This is a genomic window from Nonomuraea sp. H19 (genome assembly GCF_052068215.1).
Lineage (GTDB): Bacteria > Actinomycetota > Actinomycetes > Streptosporangiales > Streptosporangiaceae > Nonomuraea.
Window position 1 is genome coordinate 158302 of the sequence record NZ_JBQHCV010000010.1, and the last position, 22670, is coordinate 180971.

At 70.5% G+C, this 22670-nt stretch carries 16 protein-coding genes; 10 read left to right on the forward strand and 6 right to left on the reverse strand.

What is annotated here, in order from left to right; all coding sequences use genetic code 11:
- The first annotated feature begins 229 nt into the window (after positions 1–229).
- Positions 230–2644, forward strand: coding sequence for a glycoside hydrolase family 95 protein (locus tag ACTMTI_RS23425; RefSeq protein WP_441122622.1), 2415 nt, complete (start codon positions 230–232; stop codon positions 2642–2644).
- 66 nt (positions 2645–2710) lie between these two features.
- Here ACTMTI_RS23425 and ACTMTI_RS23430 read toward each other — a convergent pair whose 3' ends face one another.
- Complete coding sequence (locus ACTMTI_RS23430) at positions 2711–3799, reverse strand: FCD domain-containing protein (RefSeq protein WP_441122623.1); 1089 nt, start codon at positions 3797–3799, stop codon at positions 2711–2713.
- A 160-nt stretch (positions 3800–3959) separates the two neighbouring features.
- On the opposite strand from ACTMTI_RS23430, the gene ACTMTI_RS23435 reads away from it, so the two are divergent.
- The 8 genes from ACTMTI_RS23435 (at position 3960) to ACTMTI_RS23470 (ending at position 15211) form a co-directional block, all read left to right on the forward strand.
- Positions 3960–5231 carry an ABC transporter substrate-binding protein gene (locus tag ACTMTI_RS23435; protein ID WP_441122624.1) on the forward strand — a complete coding sequence of 424 codons (1272 nt, stop codon included), beginning with the start codon at positions 3960–3962 and terminating at the stop codon, positions 5229–5231.
- Positions 5228–6163 carry a carbohydrate ABC transporter permease gene (locus ACTMTI_RS23440; protein ID WP_441122625.1) on the forward strand — a complete coding sequence of 312 codons (936 nt, stop codon included), beginning with the start codon at positions 5228–5230 and terminating at the stop codon, positions 6161–6163. The genes ACTMTI_RS23435 and ACTMTI_RS23440 overlap by 4 nt, the downstream gene beginning before the upstream one ends.
- Positions 6160–6966, forward strand: a complete 807-nt coding sequence (locus ACTMTI_RS23445) for a carbohydrate ABC transporter permease (protein WP_441122626.1) — start codon at positions 6160–6162, stop codon at positions 6964–6966. The genes ACTMTI_RS23440 and ACTMTI_RS23445 overlap by 4 nt, the downstream gene beginning before the upstream one ends.
- A gap of 2 nt (positions 6967–6968) precedes the next feature.
- Entirely contained in the window at positions 6969–8906 is a 1938-nt protein-coding gene (locus ACTMTI_RS23450) for a hypothetical protein (RefSeq protein WP_441122627.1), read from the forward strand.
- 8 nt (positions 8907–8914) lie between these two features.
- On the forward strand, positions 8915–9685 hold the full coding sequence (locus ACTMTI_RS23455) for a hypothetical protein (RefSeq protein WP_441122628.1): 771 nt from the start codon (positions 8915–8917) through the stop codon (positions 9683–9685).
- On the forward strand, positions 9682–11493 hold the full coding sequence (locus ACTMTI_RS23460) for a right-handed parallel beta-helix repeat-containing protein (RefSeq protein ID WP_441122629.1): 1812 nt from the start codon (positions 9682–9684) through the stop codon (positions 11491–11493). Before ACTMTI_RS23455 ends, ACTMTI_RS23460 begins: the two co-directional genes overlap by 4 nt.
- Before the next feature lie 116 nt (positions 11494–11609).
- Positions 11610–14540: a glycosyl hydrolase gene (locus ACTMTI_RS23465; RefSeq protein WP_441122630.1), complete on the forward strand. Its 2931-nt coding sequence runs from the start codon at positions 11610–11612 to the stop codon at positions 14538–14540.
- A 125-nt stretch (positions 14541–14665) separates the two neighbouring features.
- The gene (locus ACTMTI_RS23470) at positions 14666–15211 is read left to right on the forward strand and encodes an allophanate hydrolase-related protein (RefSeq protein ID WP_441122631.1); all 546 of its coding nucleotides are present in this window, start codon (positions 14666–14668) and stop codon (positions 15209–15211) included.
- Here the strand turns inward: ACTMTI_RS23470 and ACTMTI_RS23475 are convergent.
- The 4 genes from ACTMTI_RS23475 to ACTMTI_RS23490 form a co-directional block, all read right to left on the reverse strand.
- Positions 15208–15942 (reverse strand): carbon-nitrogen hydrolase family protein, encoded by a 735-nt coding sequence (locus ACTMTI_RS23475; RefSeq protein ID WP_441122632.1) that lies wholly within the window; start codon positions 15940–15942, stop codon positions 15208–15210. The genes ACTMTI_RS23470 and ACTMTI_RS23475 overlap by 4 nt on opposite strands.
- Before the next feature lie 98 nt (positions 15943–16040).
- Positions 16041–16202 carry a hypothetical protein gene (locus ACTMTI_RS23480; RefSeq protein ID WP_441122633.1) on the reverse strand — a complete coding sequence of 54 codons (162 nt, stop codon included), beginning with the start codon at positions 16200–16202 and terminating at the stop codon, positions 16041–16043.
- Entirely contained in the window at positions 16199–18316 is a 2118-nt protein-coding gene (locus ACTMTI_RS23485; protein ID WP_441122634.1) for an ATP-binding protein, read from the reverse strand. The genes ACTMTI_RS23480 and ACTMTI_RS23485 overlap by 4 nt, the downstream gene beginning before the upstream one ends.
- On the reverse strand, positions 18306–20636 hold the full coding sequence (locus tag ACTMTI_RS23490) for an ATP-binding protein (protein ID WP_441122635.1): 2331 nt from the start codon (positions 20634–20636) through the stop codon (positions 18306–18308). Before ACTMTI_RS23490 ends, ACTMTI_RS23485 begins: the two co-directional genes overlap by 11 nt.
- A gap of 323 nt (positions 20637–20959) precedes the next feature.
- Between ACTMTI_RS23490 and ACTMTI_RS23495 the strand changes: the two genes are divergently transcribed.
- Positions 20960–22090, forward strand: coding sequence for an ATP-binding protein (locus tag ACTMTI_RS23495; protein WP_441122636.1), 1131 nt, complete (start codon positions 20960–20962; stop codon positions 22088–22090).
- On the opposite strand, the gene ACTMTI_RS23500 is transcribed toward ACTMTI_RS23495, so the two are convergent.
- Positions 22056–22415 (reverse strand): TetR-like C-terminal domain-containing protein, encoded by a 360-nt coding sequence (locus ACTMTI_RS23500; RefSeq protein ID WP_441122637.1) that lies wholly within the window; start codon positions 22413–22415, stop codon positions 22056–22058. The two genes, ACTMTI_RS23495 and ACTMTI_RS23500, sit on opposite strands and share 35 nt — an antisense overlap.
- Positions 22416–22670: the final 255 nt, after the last annotated feature.

The following is a 22670-nucleotide window of genomic DNA, read 5'->3' on the forward strand; positions in this document are numbered from 1 at the left end:
CCTAGCAGACCTCCCATGTCCCGGCCAGTCGATCGCTAATTGACGACAGGTCTGGACAGAAGACGACATATTCGCGTAGATATACGTCCTACGTATCTCACGGCAAACATCCGCGTAAACCTCTCGCGTCCGATGTCCCCGCAGCTCGAGCGGGTCCGACCTTGTTGACGACGCGATCGTCTCATCGCTCTCGCGGCCTCCCGCATGTGTTCTGGAACAGGAGTACACCGTGATCAACGACGGCTACACACGAAGGGGCGTGCTCGCGACCGGGTTAGGCGCCGCCGCCGGATCCCTGCTCGCGACCGGCGTCACCGCGGCCCCCGCGCGGGCGGGCACCCAGGGGAACCCGCTCACCCTCTGGTACACCCGCCCGGCCGCGGCCTGGCTGGAGGCGCTGCCGGTGGGCTGCGGACGGCTCGGCGCCATGGTGTTCGGCGGCGTGGCCACCGAGCGGCTGCAGCTCAACGAGGACAGCGTCTGGGCCGGCGGGCCGCACGACTACGACAACCCCGAGGCCCTGGCCGCGCTCCCCGAGATCAGGCGGCTGGTCTGGGAGGACAAGTGGCAGGCGGCGCAGAACCTGGCCGATCGGAAGTTCCTCGGCAAGCCCAGCGAGCAGGCGCCGTACCAGGTGCTCGGCGACCTGACGCTGACGTTGCCCGGCTCGGCCGAGTTCACGGAGTACCGTCGCGAGCTGGACCTGACGCGGGCCGTCACCACCGTCACCTACGTCCGCGACGGCGTGCGCCACACCCGCGAGGTCTTCGCCAGCAACCCCGACCAGGTCATCGTCATGCGGCTGGCGGCCGACAAGCCGGGCGCGGTGACCTTCCAGGCGGCCTTCTCCAGCCCGCAGACCTCCAGCGGCTCGGGGGCCGGGCCGGACACGATCGCCCTCGACGGGATCAGCGGCGACACCCAGGGGCTGAAGGGCGAGGTCCGCTTCCGCGCGCTGGCCAAGGCGCGGGCGAAGGGCGGCGCGGTCCGCACGGACGGCGGCACGCTGGTCGTCGAGGGCGCCGACGAGGTCACGCTGCTGATCTCCATGGGCTCCAGCTACCGCAGTTACCAGGACGTGGGCGGCGACCCGGCAGAGGTGGCCGGGCGGCATCTCCTGCGGGCGAGCGGGCAGCCGTACGAGGTGCTGCTGCGCAAGCACGTACGCGACTACCAGCGGCTGTTCGGGCGCGTCGAGATCGACCTCGGCACTTCGGAGGCGGTCGCGCTGCCGACCGACGAGCGCATCGCGCGCAAGCAGCTCGACACCGACCCGCAGCTGGCCGCCCTGTACTTCCAGTTCGGCCGCTACCTGCTGATCTCCTGCTCGCGCTCCCCCGGGTACGCCGCCAACCTGCAGGGCATCTGGAACGACTCCCTCACGCCCGCGTGGGAGTCGAAGTACACCATCAACATCAACTGCGAGATGAACTACTGGCCGGCCGGACCGGCCAACATCATCGAGTGCATGGACCCGCTGTTCGACCTGATCAAGGACCTGTCGGAGACGGGTGCCAGGACGGCACGGGCGCAGTACGGCGCGGGCGGCTGGGTCGCGCACCACAACACCGACGGTTGGCGCGGCACGGCCCCCGTCGACTTCGCCTTCTACGGCGTGTGGCCGACCGGTGGCGCGTGGCTGTGCCTGACGCTGTGGGAGCACTATCTCTACACCGGCGACGAGCGGCGGCTGCGCGAGCACTTCCCGCTGATCAAGGGCTCGGTGCAGTTCTTCCTCGACACGCTGCAGACCGATCCCAGGACGGGTTGTCTGGTGACCAACCCGTCGCACTCGCCCGAGGTGGGCCACCACGAGGACGGCGGCGAGAACGTCAGCATCTGCGCCGGTCCGACCATGGACATGCAGATCCTGCGGGACCTGTTCGGGGCGTTCGCGGAGGCGTCGGAGATCCTCGGGCAGGAGGATGAGATGCGGGCGAAGGTACGAGAGGCCCGCGCCCGGCTCGTGCCCAACCAGATCGGGCATCTGGGGCAGATCCAGGAATGGCAGGAGGACTACCGGGGCGACGCGGCGCTGTCGCGCAGCCGGCACATCTCGCACCTGTGGGGGCTGTTCCCCAGCCACCAGATCGACCCGCGCCTGTCTCCTGAGCTGGCGGCCGCGGCTCGCCGGACGCTCGAGCTGCGGGGCGAGGCGGGGGCCGGGTGGTCGCTGGCCTGGAAGATCAACTTCTGGGCGCGGCTGCTGGACGCGCCGCAGGCGTACAAGCGGCTGTCGAACCTGCTGCTGCCCGCGCGGACCGCGCCGAACATGTTCGACCTGCATCCGCCGTTCCAGATCGACGGCAACTTCGGCGGCACGTCGGGGATCACGGAGATGCTGCTGCAGAGCCACGCCGACCAGGTCCATCTCCTGCCCGCCCTGCCCGCGGCCTGGCCCGCGGGGTCGTATCACGGGCTGCGGGCGCGCGGCGGGTTCGAGGTGTCCGTGGAATGGGCGGCGGGGTCGTTGGTGCGCGGGCGGATCCGCTCGGACCTGGGCCGCAAGCTCACGCTGCGCACGGCGAAACCGGTCACGGTCACGGATCGCGGGCGTCCGGTCAAGGTGGAGCGGCCGGAGGCCGGGGTGCTGGTGTTCGACACCCGCCGCGGCGCGACCTACGACGTGACCCCCTCCCCCTGACGGTGGCCCCCGCGCCGGTCCCGCCGCGCCCCGGCCCTCCAGCCGGCAGGCGCGGCGGGCAGCGGGCTACTGCGGTGCCCCCGCGGGGTCCGGGCGGGTGCGGGGCCGGGTGCGGGAGGCTTCGCCGCGGGCGTGGGCGGCGAACAGGCGGGCCGCTTCGTCCGGGTCCCCCGACGCCAGCGCCGCCACCAGGTCGTCGTGGTGCCCCGCCATCGCCGTCCAGTCCCCGTCGTACAGCGGGTTGCCCACTACGTGCAGGCTCCACAGGTTCGACTCGATCGTCCGCCACAACCGCAGCAGGAAGGAGTTGCCGCAGGCCGCGCACACTCGCCGATGGAAGGTCAGGTCCGCGTCCCTGAAGGCGCCGATGTCACCGTCATGAGCCGCCTGCCGCATCGCCAGCACGTCGGCCGAGAGCTGCCGGAGCGTCTCGGGCTGGATGCGGGCGGCCGCACCCCGTGCGGCATACTCCTCCAGCAGCACCCTGATGTCGCGCACCTCCCGGGCCTGCTCATCGGAGATCTCCGCGACGTAGCTGCCCCGGTTGGGATAGGAGATGACGAGCCCCTCGTGCGCCAACCGCTTGATCGCCTCCCTGGCCGGGGCCTGGCTGGTGCCGACCCGCCGGGCGATCTCGGCCTCCACCAGGCGCTGCCCCGCCACCAGCTCACCCGACACGATCCAGCCGCGCAGCAGCGCGTAGACCCGGTCGGACAGCAGCTCTCTGGGCAGCAGGCGGTCCGCCGGCGGCGCGACCTGCTGTTCCTGCCAGATGCGCGCCACCGTCGACTGCGACAGCCCGAGTTGCCTGGCCATCGTGCGGGTGGACGGCACGGCGGGGCCGCCGGCCGCGGCGGCGATCACCCGTTCGGCCTCCTGCCGCTCCGCGCTGCGCGGGCGCCCCGGGCGGGGCGCGTCCGACAGCCCGTCCAGGCCGCGCTCCACGAAGCGGGCGCGCCACTTCGCCACCGTCGCGGGGCTCACCCCCAGCCGCGTGGCGATCTCCTTGCGGGGCAGCCCGTCGGCGCAGGCCAGCACGATCCTGCTGCGCAGCGCCAGCCCTTCGCCCGGCTCCTCCGCGTACGCCTTCAGCGCGGACAGCTCCTCCGCGCTCAGCTCCAGCCGCTTGTCGTCCTCGCGTCCAAGTCCAGCCACTCGCCCACCTTAACGTATTTATGACTCAGTCATCCGCCGGATACGGATTTGTAGCGGGGCAAAACCCCTTGACTGCCCCCAGTTACCAACATATTAAATAATCGCTAATCGAGTACGACCCATTAAAAGGCGTCGCAGATCTCGCCCCCTTGGAGGTGCGATGCGTTCCCCCCGTCCATCCCTCGTACTGTCCGCCATCGGATCCCTGGTCCTGCTCACCGGCTGTGGCGGGGGCGGCTTCGCCGGCGACTCCCGAGCCCAGCAGAGCGAGGGCGGCCAGGTCACGGTCAGGATGCTGGTCAACATCAGCCCGAATCTCACCCAGGCCTACTGGGACGGGCTGGTCAAGCCGTTCGAGCAGGCCAACCCCGGCATCGACGTCAAGATCGAGGCCCCCACCGGCAAGGGGGTGGCCGACACGTTGCCGCAGCAGCTCGCCGCCGGGAACGCGCCGGACGTGGTGGAGACGCTGATGGCCGACGAGACGCTGGCCAAGCAGATGCTCGACCTGACCGACCAGCCGTGGGCCAAGGACACGCCGCTGGCCGAGCAGGCGAAGCTGGGCGGCAGGATCTACTCGGTCGGCGTCGGCGTGCAGGCGCAGTCGCTGGTCTTCTACAACAAGAGCGCGTTCGACAAGGCCGGGATCGGCAAGCCGCCGACCACGTTCGACGAGCTCGACGCGGCGATGGCCAGACTCAAGGACGCCGGGTTCCTGCCGTTGCAGACCGGCGGCGACTTCCTCACCGGGCTGCAGCTGCTGCAGCTGTCCAACCCGTCCCGCGCGCAGTCGCATCCGGCCTGGCAGCAGGACGTCAAGGCGGGCAAGCTCAAGGCCGGCGAGTCGCTGCGGCCCTACCTGGAGCGCTATCGCACCTGGATCGACAAGGGGTACGTGGACAAGAACGCCCTGGGCATGAAGTACGCCGACGCCGAGACCGCGTTCCTGTCCGGCAAGTCGGCCATGTACGTCATGGGGAGCTGGTTCACCGCCGCCGAGGCCAAGGCCAAGAAGGACTTCGAGGTAGGCGTCTTCCCCGCCCCGGTCGACAAGGGGCAGACCTACCCCGGTCCGCAGGGCGCGACGCTCGCGGCCCCGTACATGATCCTCAAGTCCACCCCGAACAAGGACGCGGCGCTCAAGCTGGTCCAGTGGCTGGTCACCGATCCCGAGGCGGTCAAGAGCCAGCTCAAGCAGGACGGCAACTTCCGCACCGGTGTGGAGCGCGAGTTCACGCCGCTGGAGAAGCAGGTGCAGGACATCCTCGACAGCGCCCCGTCCGGGGTCCCGCAGGGTGAGGGGTACGGCGACGCGACGCTTCCCAAGGGCTTCAACTCCGCGTGGAACACCGAGGTCCAGGGCCTGTACGTGGGCAAGTCGCCCAAGGAAGTGGCCGAGGGCGTGGACCGCTGGCTGGCCGGACGCTCATGACCCTGACCCGGGAAGCACCCACGATCAAGACCGTCCGGACGATCCCGGACAAGCGCACGAAGCGGCGCGACGGGCTCGCCACCGCCATCATGGTGGGCCCGGCCACCGTCCTCTACGTCGTGATGCTGGTCGTTCCGGTCGGCCTCGCCCTCTACCTGAGCCTGACCGACTGGGACGGCTTCAGCGCCAACCCCGCCTTCGTCGGCGCCGCCAACTACGCCGACCTGCTGGACGATCCCGAGCTGCGCCGCGCCGCCCTGGTCACGCTGCTGGTCGCGGCGGCCGGCACGGCCGGGCTCAACCTGCTGGGCCTCGGCTTCGCGCTGCTGGTGAACGGCGCCTCGCGGGCCAACACGTTCTTCCGGATCGTGCTGTTCTACCCGCATGTGCTCAGCGCCCTGGTGGTCGGCTTCCTGTGGTCGGCGATCCTCGGCACGACGGGCGCCGTCAACAACCTGGTGACGACGTGGGGTGGGCAGGTGATCCCGTTCCTGTCCGACCCGGCGTGGGCCACGATCACCATGATCGCGGTGCTGGTGTGGGCCGGGTTCGGCGTCAACGTGGTGCTCTACCTGGCGGGGTTGCAGGCGGTGCCGCATTCGCTGATCGAGGCCGCGCGGATCGACGGCGCGACGCGCCGGCAGATGTTCAGGCACGTGACGCTGCCCGCGCTCGGCCCGTCCGTGACGGTCAACATCGTGCTGTCGCTGGTGACGCTGCTGAAGACGTACGACCTGGTGGTGTCGCTGACGGCGGGCGGCCCGGCCGGGCAGACGCAGACCGTCGCCTACCTCATCCTGTGGAACTCCTTCCACGACGCCCGGCTCGGCTTCGGCTCGGCGCAGTCGGTGATCCTCATGCTGGTGACCGCGGCGCTGGCGTTCGTGGTGACCAAGCTGCGCAGGCGCGGCGAGCTGGCGGTGCACCAATGAGAAAGACCTTCCTCTGGGCGACCGTCGCTTTCATGGTGGTCCCGCTCTACGTGCTGACCGTCAACGCGTTCAAGGGCCAGCAGGACATCCTCGCCAACCCCTTCGGGCTCGCCGGCCTCACCCTCGAACCCCTGGGCAGGGCGCTGACGAACCCGCAGTTCAACGTGGTCAAGGGGTACGCGGTCACGCTGCTGTTCGTGGTGGCGGTCAACGTGCTGTCGGTGCTGCTGGCCGCCCCGGCCGCGTACGCGATCGCGCGCAGCCCGAAGCGCAGGTTCCGGATCCTCATGCTGTTCTTCCTGGCCGGGACGTTCATCCCGGGCCAGGTGCTGGTCATCCCCGTCGTGTACGTGCTCAAGACCCTCGGCCTGATGGGCACCATCCGCGGGTTCGTGCTGTTCGAGACCTCGCTCACGCTCCCGTTCTCGATCTTCTTGTACGCCGGCTACATCGCCACCATCCCGGCCGTGCTGGACCAGGCGGCGGCCGTGGACGGGGCGGGCAGGCTGCGGACGTTCTGGCAGATCGTCTTCCCGCTGATGCGGCCCGCGGTCGCCACGATGGTCATCCTCAACACCTTCTCGGTGTGGAACGACTTCGTGAACCCGCAGATCATCCTCGGCCCGGGCAGCGGCCTGTACACGGTGACCACCGGCGTCTACGCGGCGGTCAGCCAGTACTCCACCGACTACACGGTGGTCTTCCCGACGCTGCTGCTGGCCGTGGCTCCCTTGCTCGTCTTCTTCGTCTTCATGCAACGGCACATCATCAGCGGCCTCACCGCAGGTGCGACGAAAGGTTGAAGATGCGGACAGTGCTTCCGGGACCCGCGAGCGATCCCTCCGTCATCGCGACCGTCCCGCTCGGCGTGCCGCCGGCCTGGGCGGTGCTCGAGCGCAGGCTGTTCGACGCCCTAGACGAGGCCTGGCGGGCCTTCGCGGCCCGCTACTGCGCCCCGGACGGGCGGCTCATCTACCACGGCCCGGCGGCCGACCGGGACGGGGCCGACGACTTCTACGAGGCGTTCTTCAACTGGCCGACGCTCTACCAGCTCGGTGGCGCCGACGACCTGCTCGACCAGGCCAAGCAGCACTGGGAGGGCGTGACCGCGCAGCTCACGGAGCTGGGCTATCTGGTGGACGAGTTCGAGCGCGGCTACGACTGGTTCCACCAGGGCGAGTCGCTGCTGCTGTTCTACGGCATCTGCGCCGCCGACCCGCACGACGAGCGGTTCCACGACCGGGCGCGCCGCTTCGCCGACCTCTACCTGCCGGGCTCGGCCAACTACGACGCCGAGCACGACATCATCCGCGCCCCGCACAACGGCGCCGACGGCCCCCGTTACGGCCTGCAGTGGGAGTGGGCCTCCTACCACACGGACCTGGTCAGCATGCGGCCGTACGGCCTGCCGCTGCGCGACCTGCCGGGCATCACGAGATGGGAGGACCTGTCCGATCCGCAGAACGCCGCCCGCATGGGCGCGGCGATGAGCGAGCGGATCGGCCGCGGCGACGTGGCCGTCAACCTGGCCGCGACCAGCCTGGCCGTCAACGCCTGGCTCTACGACGGCGACGACCGCTACCGGGACTGGGCGCTGCGTTACATCGACGCCTGGCAGCGGCGCGCGGAGGCCAACAACGGGATCCTGCCCGACAACGTCGGCCCGTCGGGCGTGGTCGGCGAGCTGCACGGCGGCCGCTGGTACGGCGGCAACTACGGCTGGCAGTGGCCGCACGGCCTCTACAGCGTGGGCGCCGCCGCCGCGATCGCCGCGGTCAACGCCCACCTGCTGACCGGCGACGACAGTGCACTCGCCATCGGCCGCGATCCCCTGGAGACCGTGTACGGCCACGCGATCGAGGCGAGCGTGACCGAGACGGACATGAGCATCAGCGACCGCTGGCTGGCCGAACTGGGCGACGAGGCGGGCAAGCCCACCATGCTGGTGCCCAACCGGCACGACGACCAGGGCTGGTTCGACTTCCAGCCGCCGCAGCTCGGCCTGCCCGTCTGGCTCTGGCACGCGTCACTCGGGCAGGGGGACAGCGGGCGCATCGACCGGCTGCGAGCCGCCTCCGGCTACGACTGGGCCACGGTGCGCCCGTTCCGCAACAAGGAGGAGGCCGGGCACGAGGCGCCCTGGCTGGAGTTCCTGCGCGGCGCCAACCCCGGCTTCCCCGAGACGATGCTGTCCACCGCGCTCGGGCAGGTGCAGCGGCGGATGGCGCTCATCGACGCCGACCGCGCGGACCTGGCCGAAGTACACGTGCACCACTGGCAGCGGCTCAACCCGGTGCTCACCGAGGCGCTGTTGCAGCTCGTCACCGGCACCCCGCAGGTGCTCTACAACGGCGGGCTGCTGCCGACCAGGCTGGCCTACTTCGACGCCGACCGCCACCGCCCGGGGCTGCCCCAGGACGTGGCAGCGCTGGTGGACGAGGTACGCCCCGACGGCGTCCGCGTCGAGCTCGTCAACCTGGGCCTCACCCGCACCCGGCGGGTCGTGGTGCAGGCGGGCGCGTTCGGCGAGCACCGCATCGACCGCGCGAGCGTCACCCGGGCCACCGGCGCGGACTACCCGGGCGACCCCCGCGCCTACACCTCTCCTCCGATCACCGAGACGGAGCAGGAGGTGCCGGTGGACGGGCCGCGGCTGATCGTCGAGCTGCCGCCCGGCCGCCGCATCCGGCTCGACCTGCACATGACCGCGCGCGTCCGCACGCCGTCACACCAGCACTACTGAGGAGTTACATGGACGACGCCATCTGGGATCTGCCTGTTCGCGGGCAGCTGCCCGGCGAACCCGATCCCGTCCTCGTGGAGGGGCTGTCCCGGATCAGCGCGGCCACCGCCTGCGCCAAGCTGCACGCACAAGGCATTCGGCGGACCTTCATCGAGGGACCGCGTCCCATCGCCCCAGGGCAGAAGGTCGCGGGCCGGGTCCGCACGCTGCAGTTCATGCCGCAGCGCGAGGACGTCGCCTCCGGTCTCGGCCAGGAGTACGTCGAGCGGCACACCGCGCTGTGGGCGGTGCTGGAGGAGATCCAGCCCGGCGACGTGCTGGTCGTGCAGGCGTACGGCAGCGCCTACACCGGCTGCTTCGGCGACATGCTGGTGCGCTACTTCAAGCGCAAGGGCGGCGCGGGCATCGTCGTGGACGGCCGGATCAGGGACCTGCCCAGGGTGAGCGGCCTGGGCGTGCCGATCTGGTGCACGGGGGCCACGCCGCACTACGCCTCGCAGGCGGAGCTGTTCCCGTGGGCGTACGACGTGCCGGTGGCGGTCGGCGGGGCGCTCGCGCTGCCCGGCGACCTGTGCGTGGCCGACGACGACGGCGCGGTGGTGGTGCCGCGCCGGCGCGCGCCGGCGGTGCTGGAGGCGGCCGCGGACCACGAGCAGTGGGAGCGCTACAGCCGCGCCCGCATCGAGGAGGGCGGCGCCCTGTCGGACTACTACCCCCTCACCCCCGAGACCCGCGCCGAGTACGAGCGGTGGCGGGACAAAGTTAAGGAGAGCCAGTGATCCTCAGGTCCTTGGGCGCGGTCGTCTTACTTCTGGCGGGAGTGACGGCCCCGACGCCGGAGGCGGCCGGGCCCTCGTGTGACTTCTATGTCTCCCCCGCGGGCGGCGATCGCGGCGACGGCAGCGCCCGGCGCCCGTGGAAGTCCATCGAACAGGCCCGCGACCAGCTGCGGGCCAAGAAGCGGCAGCAGAACTGCGACTTCGTGGTCAACGTCAAGGCCGGCGACTACGTCGTGGACAAGACGATCCAGTTCACCGAGGCCGACTCCGGCGAGAACGGCCACAAGATCATCTACCGCAGCGCGGACGGCCCCGGCAAGGCCAGGCTGCTCGGGGCCAAGCCGGTCACCGGCTGGCAGAAGCACAACGACAACATCTACAAGACCAAGATCGACCGAAACTTCTACACCCTGTTCGAGGAGGGCAAGCGGGCCACCACCGCCCGCCACCCGAACCGGACCAGCGACGACCTGTGGTCGCCCTACCTGTTCTCCGTGCTGGGCGAGCCAGAGAAGGAGGCGGTCCGCCAGTGGCTGTACTTCAAGCCGGAGGACGTACCGAAGGAGTGGGACGCCGACTTCGACAAGAACAGCCAGATCGTGGTCTGGTCAGGCGGCTCGTGGAGCTGGTTCACCGACACCGTGCCGCTGGGCGGCGCCGACTTCCGCAAGAACTTCTTCACGCTCAACCACTGGGCCCGCTACTCGTTCGTCAACAGCCGCAGCGGCTCACGCTACTTCCTGCAGAACACACTGCGCTTCCTCGACCAGCCGGGCGAGTACTACTTCGACTTCGCGGGCGGCGAGGTCTACTACTGGCCGCGCACCTCGATCGACAAGGTCATGGCCCCGACGGTGAAGACGATCATCTCGCTGGCCGGCAGCTCGCCGGACCGGCGGGTGCAGAATCTCGCCTTCGACGGGCTGGCGCTGCAATACAGCGACTTCGTCGACTGGTACCGGGCGGGCTGGATCAGCGAGGGCGACTCGGGCTACGAGCACAAATACCCGGTGTACGACCGGCAGATCGAGATGCCGCGCAACCGGTTCGGCATGATCACGGTGACCAACTCCCGCGACATCGACCTGACCAGGCTGCGCCTGTCGGACAGCGGCTTCATGGGCGTCTACCTGCTGTTCGCCAACGAGCGGGTCAAAGTGTCCGACAGCCTGCTGGAGAACATCGGCGCCGACGGCATCAAGGTCGAGGGCGGCTATCCCGGCGAGGGTGACATCTCCGGGCATCACACGTTCACGAATAACTACATCCACCACGTCGGCGAGCTCGTGCCCGGCGACGCGTCCGGCATCGAGCTGATGAGCACCGGCAACAACGTGGTCAGCAACATCGTGGTCAAGCACAGTGCCCGCTACGGCATCAGCCTCGAGGTACGCCCGGAGGTCAAGGACGAGGACAACTACGCCCGCAACAACCGCTTCTCCTACATACGCCTGGAGGAGACCGGCCTGGACAGCGGCGACATGGGCGCGTTCTACACCTACGGCGTCAGCAACCTCGACCCGCATCCGATCGACAACCACGTCTCGCAGATGGTGATCGGCGACGTCATCAACGACCCGGCCGGGGCGATGCCGGACAGCGGCACCCGCGGCGTGCACATGGACGCCGGCGGCTGCGGTTTCTCCTTCGAGAACATCGAGGTCGGCAAGGTCAGCGACGACAAGTACCAGAGCTACCAGTGCAACGAGGTCAAGAACGCCAACTGGGCGGCCGGCTTCGACGCCTCCAAGATGGAGTACGACAAGATCGGCGTGACCAGCGCGTTCCCGTACCCGATCCCCAGCTAGGCGACATCGGACGGCGGGGGGTGCCGGCTGAGCGGGCGGCGCCCTCCGCCGGGGTGCCGGCCGCATGGCGGCGCCCTCCGCCGGCCGGTGCCCCCCTCACCCCCCTGGAGCGCCCCGTGCAGCACGACCTCACGCGCCGCGGCTTCCTCGCCCTCAGCGCCGCCACCCTCTCCGTCTCCGTCTCCCCCTCCCCGGCCGCCGCCGCGCCGGACGCCTCCTGGTTCGCCCGGCCCCGACGGTCCGCCCGGCCGATGGTGCGCTGGTGGTGGCCGGACGCGCACGTCGATCCCGCCGAGATCCGGCGGGAGATCGACCAGCTCGCCGCCGCCGGGTTCGGCGGCGCGGAGATCGCGGCCGTGCACCACAGCATCCGCGACAAGTCCGTGCTCGACCCGGCCGGACACGGCTGGGGCACCCCCGCGTGGAACACCGCCGTCGAGGCCGCGCTCGACCAGGCGGCCCGCCGCGGCCTCACGATCGACCTCACCATCGGCCCTTCGTGGCCGGCGGCCGTCCCCACGATCACCCCCGACAGCGAGGCGGCCGTCAAGGAGCTGGCCCACGGCTCGGTCACGGTGGCGGGCGGGACGACGTACGCGGGCGAGGTGCCGCCGCCCGCCGTACCCGGCCATCCGGTACGCAAGCTGCTGCTCGTCCAGGCGGCCAGGATCGAGCCCGCCCACTCCACCCGCGACGAGACCGGGCTCGACCCCGCCTCTGTGGTGGAGGTGGCCGTGGACGGCGGAGACGTCGACTGGACGGCGCCGGCGGGGGGCGAATGGGTGCTGATCGCCTACTGGGAGCGGGGCTCGGGCCAGCGTCCCGAGTCCGGCCCGCACACCGCGCCCGAGTCGTACGTCGTGGACCACTTCAGCCGCGCCGGGACCCGAGCAGTGCTCGACTACTGGGAGTCGGCGCTGCTCACGCCCGCGATCCGGCGGCTGCTGAGGAAGGCGGGCGGCGCGCTGTTCGAGGACTCCATCGAGATCGAGACCGGCGCACTGCCGTGGACGCCCGGTCTGCTCGCCGAGTTCGAGCAGCGGCGGGGCTACGACCTGGTCCCGTTCCTGCCGGTGATCGTGCTGAAGGACGAGGACCAGGTGTTCGCGTTCGAGGCGGCGCTGACCCGGCACGCGCGCAAGGACTACTGGGACACGGTGTCCGAGCTGTTCAACGAGAACCATTTCGCGATGCTGCGCGACTGGGCCCACTCGATCGGGCTGGAACTGCGGGCGCAGCCGTACGGGCTGCGGGCCGACGCCATCGCCAGTGCGGCCATCCTGGACGTCGCGGAGGGCGAGTCGCTCGGGTTCAAGAACCTCGACGACTACCGGTGCCTGGCCGGCGGCCGGGATCTGGCGGGACGGAAGGTGCTGTCCTGCGAGGCGGGGGCGTACCAGGGCGGGGCGTACACGACGACCTGGAAGAAACTGCTGCGGACGATGGGGGGCGCGTACGCGGCGGGGCTCAACCAGACCGTGCTGCACGGCTTCTCGTACGCCACCGCGCCCGGAATGCCGTCCTGGCCCGGGTTCGCCGCCTTCACGCCGTACAACGGGACCGCCGGGTACGCCGAGTCGTGGGGGCCGCGCCAGCCCACCTGGCGCCACATGCCCGATATTTCTGCATACTTGGCCCGGGTCCATCACGTCATGCGCGAAGGCGCGCCGCGCGCCGACGTGGCGGTCCTGCGGCAGACCGGCTACACCAAGACCGGCCTCGGCGCCGGCTGGTTCACGGGGAGCGGCGTGCCTCTCGGCTGGACCCACCAGTTCGTCAGCGGCCCGCTGCTCGACCTGCCCGCCGCCCGGGTCGCGCGAGGGCGGCTGGCTCCGGACGGGCCGGCGTACAAGGCGCTGTTCGTCGAGGGCGACAAGTTCTACGCGGGCGAATGCACGATGACCGTCAAGGTGGCGGAGCGGCTGCTGGAGTACGCCGGGGCGGGGCTGCCGATCGTGCTGCTCGGCGACTGGCGGGCCGCCTCGGTGCCGGGCGTCGCCCGGTCCGGCGAGAACGAGCGCCTTCGTCTCCTGATCGCGGACCTGCTCGCCCGGCCCACCGTGCGCATGGTCACCTCCCAGGCCGAGATCCCCACCGCGCTGGACGCCCTCGGCGTGCGGCCCGACGTGCGCTACGCCACCGCGTCCACGCTGCTCACGGCGCGCCGCGTGGCCGGCGAGGTGGACTACTACTACCTGTGCAACGGCAAGCACGTCGAGAACCCCAAGCCGCCGATCGCCCCCATCGACCACGAGGTCACGCTGGCCCGCACGGCCCGCGACGGCGTGCCGTACCTGCTGGACCCGTGGACGGGGCGGGTCCAGCGGGCGGCACTCTACGCGGAGGACGGCGACCGCATCCGGCTGCGGGTGAGGCTGCGGCCGGGCGAGTCCATGGTGGTGGCCATCGGCCGGCCCGGCCTGTTCGGTACCGGGACGGTGAAGGGGCCGCACGCGGTCACGACGGACGCCGACCTGGTCAGGTACGACAAGGGCGCGCTGGTCGTGCGCGCCACCCGCGCCGGGACGTACACGACCACGCTGTCCGACGGCCGGACGGTGACCTCTGTGATCGGACCGGTGCCCGAGCCGGTCGTCCTGTCGTCGTGGCGGCTGGAGGTCGAGGACTGGCGGCCGGAGGGGACGGCCACGCACCGGCTGGCCCTCGACCAGTTGTCCCCATGGTCAGCCATTCCCGACCTGACCGACGTGTCGGGCATCGGCGTCTACACCACGGACGTGCGGCTGGAGGGCGGCGCGTACCTGGAGCTCGGCGAGGTGACCGACACCTGCCGGGTGCTCGCCGACGGCCGCCGCCTGGATCCCGTGAACCAGCTCAACCCGGTCGTGGACCTCGGGCGAGGCGTCCGCACGCTGCGGGTGGAGGTGGCGACGCCGCTCGGCAACCGGCTCAGGGTCGCCGACCCGGCCGTGTACGGCGGCCTGACGCGCCAGGCGTACGGCCTCCTCGGGCCGGTCCGGCTGGTGCCGTACGGCGAGGCCCGCGTGGGCGCGGCCACCCCTCGGGACCAACCGGCCCAGAGGTGACAGCGTCCCCAGGGTTACCTGCGAATGTAGGCCGCTCAGGGGGACCCGGGCTCCATGACGCCGCCGAACCGATCTCGATCAACACGCGGCTGGGCACGTACACCAACTTCTGCAACCTGCTCGACATGGCCGCCGTCTCAGTACCCGGGGAACCGGCGCCGGGCGGCGGCCCGTTCGGCGTCATGTTCGTGGTGCCGGCATTCGCCGACCAGGTTGCGATCGACCTGGCCGCACGCCTGCTCGCCGAGCCACCGCCCCTGGTCGTCAGCGGGGGCGTGGACCTCGCGGTCTTCGGCGCGCACCTGCGTGGGCAGCCCCTGCACTCTCGGCTGGAGAGCCTGGGCGCACGGTTCATCGGCCTGATCACCACCTCGCGTGACTACCGGTTTTTGGCTCTGAAGACGGACCCGCCCAAACCGGGCCTAGTCCGTTGTGGCGGACGCGAGGGGGCCGCCATCGACGGGGAGATCTACCGGCTCTCCCCCGCCGCCATCGGAATGTTCCTCGCCGAACTGCCCGCCCCGATGGCGCTCACGAGCGTGGAATTGTCGGACGGTCGCTGGGTCCCCGGCTTTGGCTGCAGCCAGGATGCCGCCGACAACGGCGTGGACATCACTCCGTACCGCAGTTGGACCGCCTACCTGGAGGACCAGGCGGCGGCCGTCCCCTAAAGCCGCGCCGATGCCGTTGCTGCCGATGGACCAGCCGATGATGCAGCGACTACCAGCCGGACGACCTCCCCCGGCTCCGATCCCGCCTGAGCGGCCGGCTCACCGCTCGGCGTCCAGAACCCCGAGCGGCCGGCTGTGTGCTCGAAGCCACCGCCGGTCGGCCCCGCGAAACTCGCCACCGCCACCCACACCCGGTGATCGGTGGCGATTCGCCGCGCTCTCTCTTCCTGGACCGCCACCTTCGCCGCTTGATGGACCACCCCGGCCGCATAGACGTCGATCCCGAGCGCGGCGGTGTCTTCAGCATGCTGCGCGATCCCCATGTCGCGGCAGATCGCCAGCCCCAGCCGCAGGCCGTCCACCTCGATCACCTCGGGCCGCTTCCCGCAGGCGAACCGTTCCTCGCTGGAGTGCACGTGGATCTTGCGATAGGCCACTTCGGCCCCGTCGCCGTCCACCATCAGCGTCGCGATGTACTCGAGCCCCTCTTCCTCGACTGGGGCCCCCACCAGGGCCACCGCCCCCGCCTTCGCGCAAGCGTCCACGATCGGCCCGAGCCTCGGATCATCCACGGCGATCGCCGGAGCGTCCATGTGGTACCCCGTAAGGGACGTTTCCGGAAAAATCACCACCCTGGCCTCCGCTCTCAGCACCATCTCCGCGTGCCGTACCGCATTCTTTTCTACGTCGTACGGCATGCAATCCGGCTGAGCCACCGCCAACACGACCACGAGGACCTCCAAGGAAGAAACCGCCACCACCGGCCGATCCGGACGGCACGGCGGCCATCCTTTCATCAGCGGCCGACCGGCCTCCGTCCGCAGGCCCCTCACCAGCCGGCGTCGGCCACCAGTCTCAGAGCACGCTCCATCGCCGCCCAGGACGGCCGGCTCGCCGTGCATGTCACCGACGCGGCGGTGGCCCCAGCCGGCCGGCGGACGTGTGCGCCGGCCCAGCGGTCGGCGGCGGGCTGGGCGAGCGGTGCTCTCATGGCTCTTCCAGCGCGTAGGCGGCCGCCCGGAACAGTCGGAGCCGCGTGCCGTCCCGGAAAGCCGCCGTGTACGCCTGGGTCCCCAGCGCACGACGTGCCCCCTCGACGCACTCCTGGTGTGACCTCGCCTGGTACCGCAGCCGTGACGGAGAGGCGGCGACCGCCCGCCACAGATCGTCGGCGGCACCCAGCAGCCGGGCGGCCCGCTCGTGCCGCCCGCGTGCCCCAGCCGTCCAGGCCAGCGCCTCCAGGCACTGGAGGAGTCCCCACCTGTCGTCGACGGCGCTCCAGAACGCGGCCACTTCCCGCATCTTGGCCTCGGTCTGGCGCCAGTCGCCCTGTTCCCAGCGGGCCAGGCCGAGCGCGTAGAGCGCGTAAGCGCGGAAGAGCGCCGCGTTGCGCTCTTCACACATGCTCACGAGTTCCTCGCCGTAGGCGGCGGACCGGTCCGGGCTCAGGGGGGCGGTGAAGAGAGCGGCGAAATACAGAGTGATGCCCACGGCGTGGACGTCGCCTCTCGCACGGTGACGGGCGAGAGCGTCCTCCAGAAGCGGGAGCCCGCGCTCGGCGTCGCCATCGGACAGCGCCGCGGCGCCGGACATCAGGAGGGCGAACGCGAGCACCGCCTCGTCCCTCAGCTGCCGGGCGAGCGCCAAGCACTCCCGCAGCCCGGCTCCGGCCGCCGGATCTCCCTGGTAGAGGGAGAGCAGCCCACTGGCCCACAGGCCCATCGCCCTGGTGGCGCTCGGTCCCGGTACGAGCGCGAGACCGCGTTTCAGCCAGTGCCGGCCTTCGCTGAGAGCGCCGGAGATGACCCAGTGCGCCCAAAGCGCGGACGCGATCTCCAACCCGGCGGGCGCGTCGCCGGGCCTGCCGAAGCAGAGGTCGAGGGCGGCGCGCATGTTGGGCAGCTCCAGCTGCAGCATCCGGTAGTGATCGATCTGGCCGGGCTCCATCCGGTCCACGCGCAGTCGCTCTGCCAGCCGCCGATAGTGATCGATGTAGCGCTCCCGCAGCGCCTCCGCGTCCGTGGCCGGCAGCTGTTCGCGGCCGTACGCGCGGATGGTCTCCAACATGCGGTAGCGGATTGCGCCGCCGTACTGCTCCGTCCGGTTCAGGATGGACTTGTCCACCAGCCCGGCCATCAGATCCAGCACGTCCTCGGCTGCCAGGGCCTGCCCGCAGCAGACACCTTCGGCGGTCTCCAGATCGACGCCCCCCGGGAACATCGACAGCCGCTCCCACAGTCGTCGCTCGCCGGACGAGCACAGCCCGAAGCTCCAGTCCATGGTCGCCCGCAGGGTCTGATGGCGTGCCAGCCTGCCGGGGCTGTTCTCGGCCGGTACGTCCAGGTGCGCGTCGAGCTCGTTCGCCAGGTCTTCCACCGATGCGGTACGTAGCCGTACCGCCGCCAGCTCGATGGCCAGCGGGATCCCGTCCAGAAGCCGGGCCAGCCGAGCGATCGCCCGGGCGTTGACCGCGTCGACCAGGAAGCCCGGCCGGATGGTCGCCGCCCGCTCCGCGAAGAGGCGTACGGCGTCTCGCCGGGCGATGTCACGCGTACTGTCGCCCGGCTCGGGGACCGGGAGCGACGGCACACACAACACCTGCTCGCCGTACACGCCGAGCGGCTGGCGGCTGGTGGTCATGATCCGCAGCCGCGAGGTGCCGCGCAGGAGCCGCTGCACCAGGGGAGCGCACGCGTCCAGCAGATGCTCGCAGTTGTCCAGCACCAGCAGCATCCGTTTGTCCGCCAGCCGCTCCACCAGCAGGGCCACGAGGTCCTGCCCGGTGTCACGGATTCCCAGCGCGGCGGCCACGGCCGGGATCAGCAGGTCCTCGTCCTCGATGGTGGCGAGCTCCACCAGCCGCACCCCGTCCTGGTACTTCGGCAGCGCGATCTCGCTGACACGTCGCGCCAGCCGCGTCTTGCCGACCCCGCCCGCGCCGGTCAGCGTCAGCAGGCGGGTCTTGGCCAGGATCCGCCTGACCTCGGAGATCTCATGCCTTCGCCCGATGAATCGGGGAGGTCGGTCTGCGCCCGGTCCGCCGTCGGCCGCTCGGCGACCGGGACGTTCCGGATCGGGTCGTTCACGGGCATGCTCATTCAGCACCGGGAGGCTCCTCGCCGGAGAGGCGGGCCTGCTCGACGACCCAGCCGGCAACCTGGACCCTGGAGCTGAAGCCGAGTTTGCGCAGGATGTGCTCGGTGTGGCCCTCGGCGGTGCGCTGAGCGATCACCAGCGTCGCAGCGATCTCCTTGTTGCTCATTCCGCGGGCGATGAGCTGGGCGATCTCCGTCTCCCGTCGAGTGAGAGGCGAGGGCCGACCGGCCTTGCCGGATTCGCCGCGGGAGGGTGCGTCCTCCATGAGGGCGTGGGCGAACGCCTGCTCATGGGAGAGCCTGCCGCCTCGCCTGACGGCTGTCTGGAAGGCATGCTCGCCAAGAGCGCGACGGGTACGGGCCTCGCACTCGTCGTGGTACGGGAGGAGGTGGCCGAATCCCAGCAGTGGCGTGCCGATCGACTCCCAGACGTTCCGCAGGATGCCCAGCAGCTCGCCGGCCCGCGTGTACTCCTCTTCCGAGGCCGCGATCCAGGCCAGCACCTCGACGTTGACCCCGGCCCCGACCGAGTCGTCCAGTGCCTGGAAGACGCGCAGGCTCTCCTGTTCCAGGGCGATCGCGCGTCCCGTGTCGCCCTGGCGCCAGAAGTCGATGCCGAGCGCCGTCATCGTGTACGACCTGTTCCAGCTCTCGCCGTGAGCGTCGCAGACGGCGATGCTCTCCTCGGCGGCGGCGACGGCGCGCTCCGAGTCACCGAGGAAGGAGTGCGCGAAACAGAGCCAGGTCAGCGCCTGGGCCTCGCCCGCGGAGTCTCCGCCGGCGCGATGACGGGCCACCGCCTCCTCGAAGGATCCGACGGCCGATGCGATGTCTCCCTCCTGCATGGCCAGCATTCCGGAGTAGAGCGCGACGTGGCCGCGGACCGGTTCCAGCCCGAGTTGCTCACCGAGCGCCCTGCTCTCGGCGAGCAATCCGCGGGCCGAGGCGTGATCGCCCTGGATGATGGCGAGCCAGCCGCATGCGCACAACGCCCGAGCCCTGACCTCGGTCGGATCGGCGGTGTGCGCGAGTCCCCGTTCGAGCCAGTCGCGGCCTTCGCCCAGGTGGCTGCTGCTGATCCAGTGGTAGAGGAGGTCGCTGGCCATGTCGATGCAGAGCCCGGCGTGCTCGGCGTGGCAGTATTCCAGGGCGGTGCGCAGGTTGGGATGCTCAGTCCGCAGCCGGGTCAGCACTTTGACCTGCGCGGGGCCGAACAGCTGCGCCCGCGCCTCGCGCGACAGCCGCCGGAAGTAGTCGCGATACCGGCGTTTCAGCTGCTGCTCCTCCCCGGAGGCGGCCAGCCGCTCCCGCCCGTACTGCCGGATCGTGTCCAGCAGCCGGTATCGCACTCCGCACGAATCCTCCGCCCGGATCAGGACGGACTTCTCCACCAGGCCGATCACCAGGTCGACGATCTCGCCACGGGCGATGCCGTCCCCCGCGCAGACCGCTTCCGCCGCCTCCAGATCCAAGCTGCCGGTGAACACCGAAATGCGTGCCCACAGCAGGCGCTCCTGCTCGGTGCACAGCTCGTGGCTCCAGTCGATCAGGGCGCGGAGCGTCCGGTGGCGCGACACGGCGGCATTCGATCCCGCGGTGAGCAGCCGGAAGCGATCGTCAAGCCAGTCGAGCAGCTGGTGGACCGAGAGCGCGCGCAGCCGCACGACGGCGAGCTCGATGCCGAGCGGCAGGCCGTCCAGGCGGCGGCAGATCCGCACGACGATGTCGTGGTTCTCGTCCGTGACGGTGAAACCGGGCAGGACGGCCGCGGCCCGCTCGGCGAAGAGCCGGACCGCGTCGGACATGGGGTACGGCGTGCGCTGCTGGGATTCAGGGCTCGGCAGCGGCAGCGTCGGCACGGCGAACGCCTGCTCGCTGGCGATTCCCAGCGGCTGCCGGCTGGTGGCCAGGATGCGCAGCTCAGGGGCGGCGCGCAGCAGCGTCTGGGCCATCACGGCGGAGTCGTCGAGCAGGTGCTCGCAATTGTCCAGGAGCACCAGCGTCCGCTGCTCCCGCAGGTGCTCCGTGAGCACCTGGATGGGCGGCTGGGCGGAGTGATTCTGGATCTTCAGCGCGGCGATCACAGCCTGGGGCAGCAGTGCCGGGTTGTCCAGTTCGGCGAGCTCGACCAGCCAGACGCCATCGGGGAACGCCCGCCGCACGTCAGTGGCGATGCGCAGGGCCAGCCTGGTCTTGCCGACGCCGCCGGGCCCGGTGAGGGTCACCATGCGGGCGTCGGACAGCAGGCGCTTGACTGTCGCCAGCTCGTGCTGGCGCCCGATGAAACTGGTGATCTCGGCAGGCAGTCCGTCGGTCGACCTTTGCGCCAAGGCGCGCAATGTGGCAGTGGTCATCGATGCCTCACATCGGCGCCGGCGAGCGGGTCACCATACGTGGACCGACCAGGGCCGATATAACCAACATATGCCCATGGCGCATGCTGGGCACCCGGACGATATGCCTGGTCACCGCGGATATCGGGCCGCATACCGGATCATCGCCAACCCCTGGCGAACACCGGGCTCCTACACGGGACAGATTTTGCCGAGGGCCCGCTCCGCACCCATCCGGGCCGCCACCGCTACCCGCCATCGAGCCGGATAGACCCACCAGCCGGCCGCGACGACGACCGGAGACCTCATCACCACTCCCCGTGGTGATCGACGAGTTCCCCTACCTGGTGAAGGTCTCGCCTGAGCTGCCGTCCGTGCTCCAGGCCGCTCTGGACCTGCGGCGGCGCAAGGGAGGATCGCCGATCCGCCTGATCCTGTGCGGCTCCGCCCTCACTTTCATGGGCGGGCTGCCGGCCGGCAATGCGCCGCTGCGCGGCAGGGCCGGCCTGGAACTGGTCGTTCCCACGCTGGATTACCGGTTGGCTGCCGAATTCTGGCAGATCAGCGATCCCCGGCTCGCCTTGCTGACGCACTCCGTGGTGGGTGGAACCCCTGCCTACCGCCGCGAATACGCTCGCGATGACGTTCCGGGCTCGCTCGCCGACTTCGACGACTGGGTCAAGCGTGCGGTGCTGAATCCGGCCCGCCCGCTCTTCCGTGAGGCGCGCTATCTGCTCGCGGAGGAGGCGGACCTGCGCGACCCAGCCCTGTATCACTCCGTCCTGGCGGCGGTGGCGGAGGGCAACGCATCGCGCGGCGGCATCGCCAACTACATCGGCCGCAAGGCCACGGAGATCAGTCACCCGCTCGCCGTACTGGAAGACGCGGGCCTGCTGGCCAAATCCCCCGACATGTTGCGCGCCGCCCGCCCGCTCTACCGGATCACAGAACCGCTGATCACCTTCTACCACTCGGTCATGCGCCCGGCGTGGCGAGAGCTCGAACGCAGGCGAGCCGACCAGGTGTGGAAGCGCAGCCGTGACCGGTTCCTGAGCGGAGTGGTGGGGCCGCACTTCGAAGAGATCTGCCGCACGTGGGCCGCGGACTTCGCGGGAGCCGAGGCCTTCGGCGACATTCCAGCAGAGATCGGTCACGGCGTCGTCAATGATCCCGAACGCCGCACCAGCCACGAGGTCGACGTGGTGGTCCTGGCAGAGCCGGACGGAGGGCCTCGCAGAGTGCTCTCCTTGGGGGAAGTCAAATGGGGAGACGTCATGTGCGAGGGGCATGTCGAGCGGCTCCGTCGCGTCCGCGACCTTCTCGCGAGCCGCGGATATGACACGCGATCGACCCGCCTGGCCTGCTACAGCGCCGCCGGGTTCACAGCGGATCTGCTCGCGGCGGAGAACGACGAGGTCATGCTGGTCGCTCCTGACCGCCTCTATTCCTGAGGGGGTTTTGCGCCGCCTGCAGGGCGCCGGCGCGCGCGGCGGCCAGTGTGACGCGCACTGCCTGGTCGGCGGTCGTCTCGTCGACCAGGTCGGTGGTGATGAGCAGGCGCAGGTAGATCGGCGCGGCCAGGGTCTTCAACAGCTCGGCAGGATCGGTATCCCCGGGAAGTTCACCGCGCTCCATGGCGCGCATCACCACCGGTTCGGCCCTGGCGAGCCGGTCGTCGAACACGTGCCGCCGGGCCGCGGCGATCTCTGGAAGATGGGCCGCCCCGGTGAACATGGCGGCGAGGATGGCCTGCCCGGTGGGGCTGGTGAACGCCACCGCCGGTACACCGTCGTCTTGTGGACCCCGGCGCGCTGAGCGACGCTCTCGACGGTCAACGCGGCGTAACCCTTGTCCACAAGTTCGGCGAGCGCGGCGGCGTGGACGGCGGCGCGTACCTTGGCGCCGCGGCCGACCGGCCGGACAGAGGGTTGATCAGCGGCATCGGCTACGTCACCGCCGCGAACTGGCCCGCCGTACTGCGCATCCGGTCAGGCCGCGCAGGTAGGAGCAGGCCAGGACACCTAGCGGGCA

Coding starts and splice junctions, on each gene's coding strand:
- ACTMTI_RS23435 (WP_441122624.1), top strand. CDS start 3,960: ATGCGTTCCCCCCGTCCATCCCTCGTACTGTCCGCCATCGGATCCCTG.
- ACTMTI_RS23440 (WP_441122625.1), top strand. CDS start 5,228: ATGACCCTGACCCGGGAAGCACCCACGATCAAGACCGTCCGGACGATC.
- ACTMTI_RS23445 (WP_441122626.1), top strand. CDS start 6,160: ATGAGAAAGACCTTCCTCTGGGCGACCGTCGCTTTCATGGTGGTCCCG.
- ACTMTI_RS23450 (WP_441122627.1), top strand. CDS start 6,969: ATGCGGACAGTGCTTCCGGGACCCGCGAGCGATCCCTCCGTCATCGCG.
- ACTMTI_RS23455 (WP_441122628.1), top strand. CDS start 8,915: ATGGACGACGCCATCTGGGATCTGCCTGTTCGCGGGCAGCTGCCCGGC.
- ACTMTI_RS23470 (WP_441122631.1), top strand. CDS start 14,666: ATGGCCGCCGTCTCAGTACCCGGGGAACCGGCGCCGGGCGGCGGCCCG.
- ACTMTI_RS23480 (WP_441122633.1), bottom strand. CDS start 16,202: ATGAGAGCACCGCTCGCCCAGCCCGCCGCCGACCGCTGGGCCGGCGCA.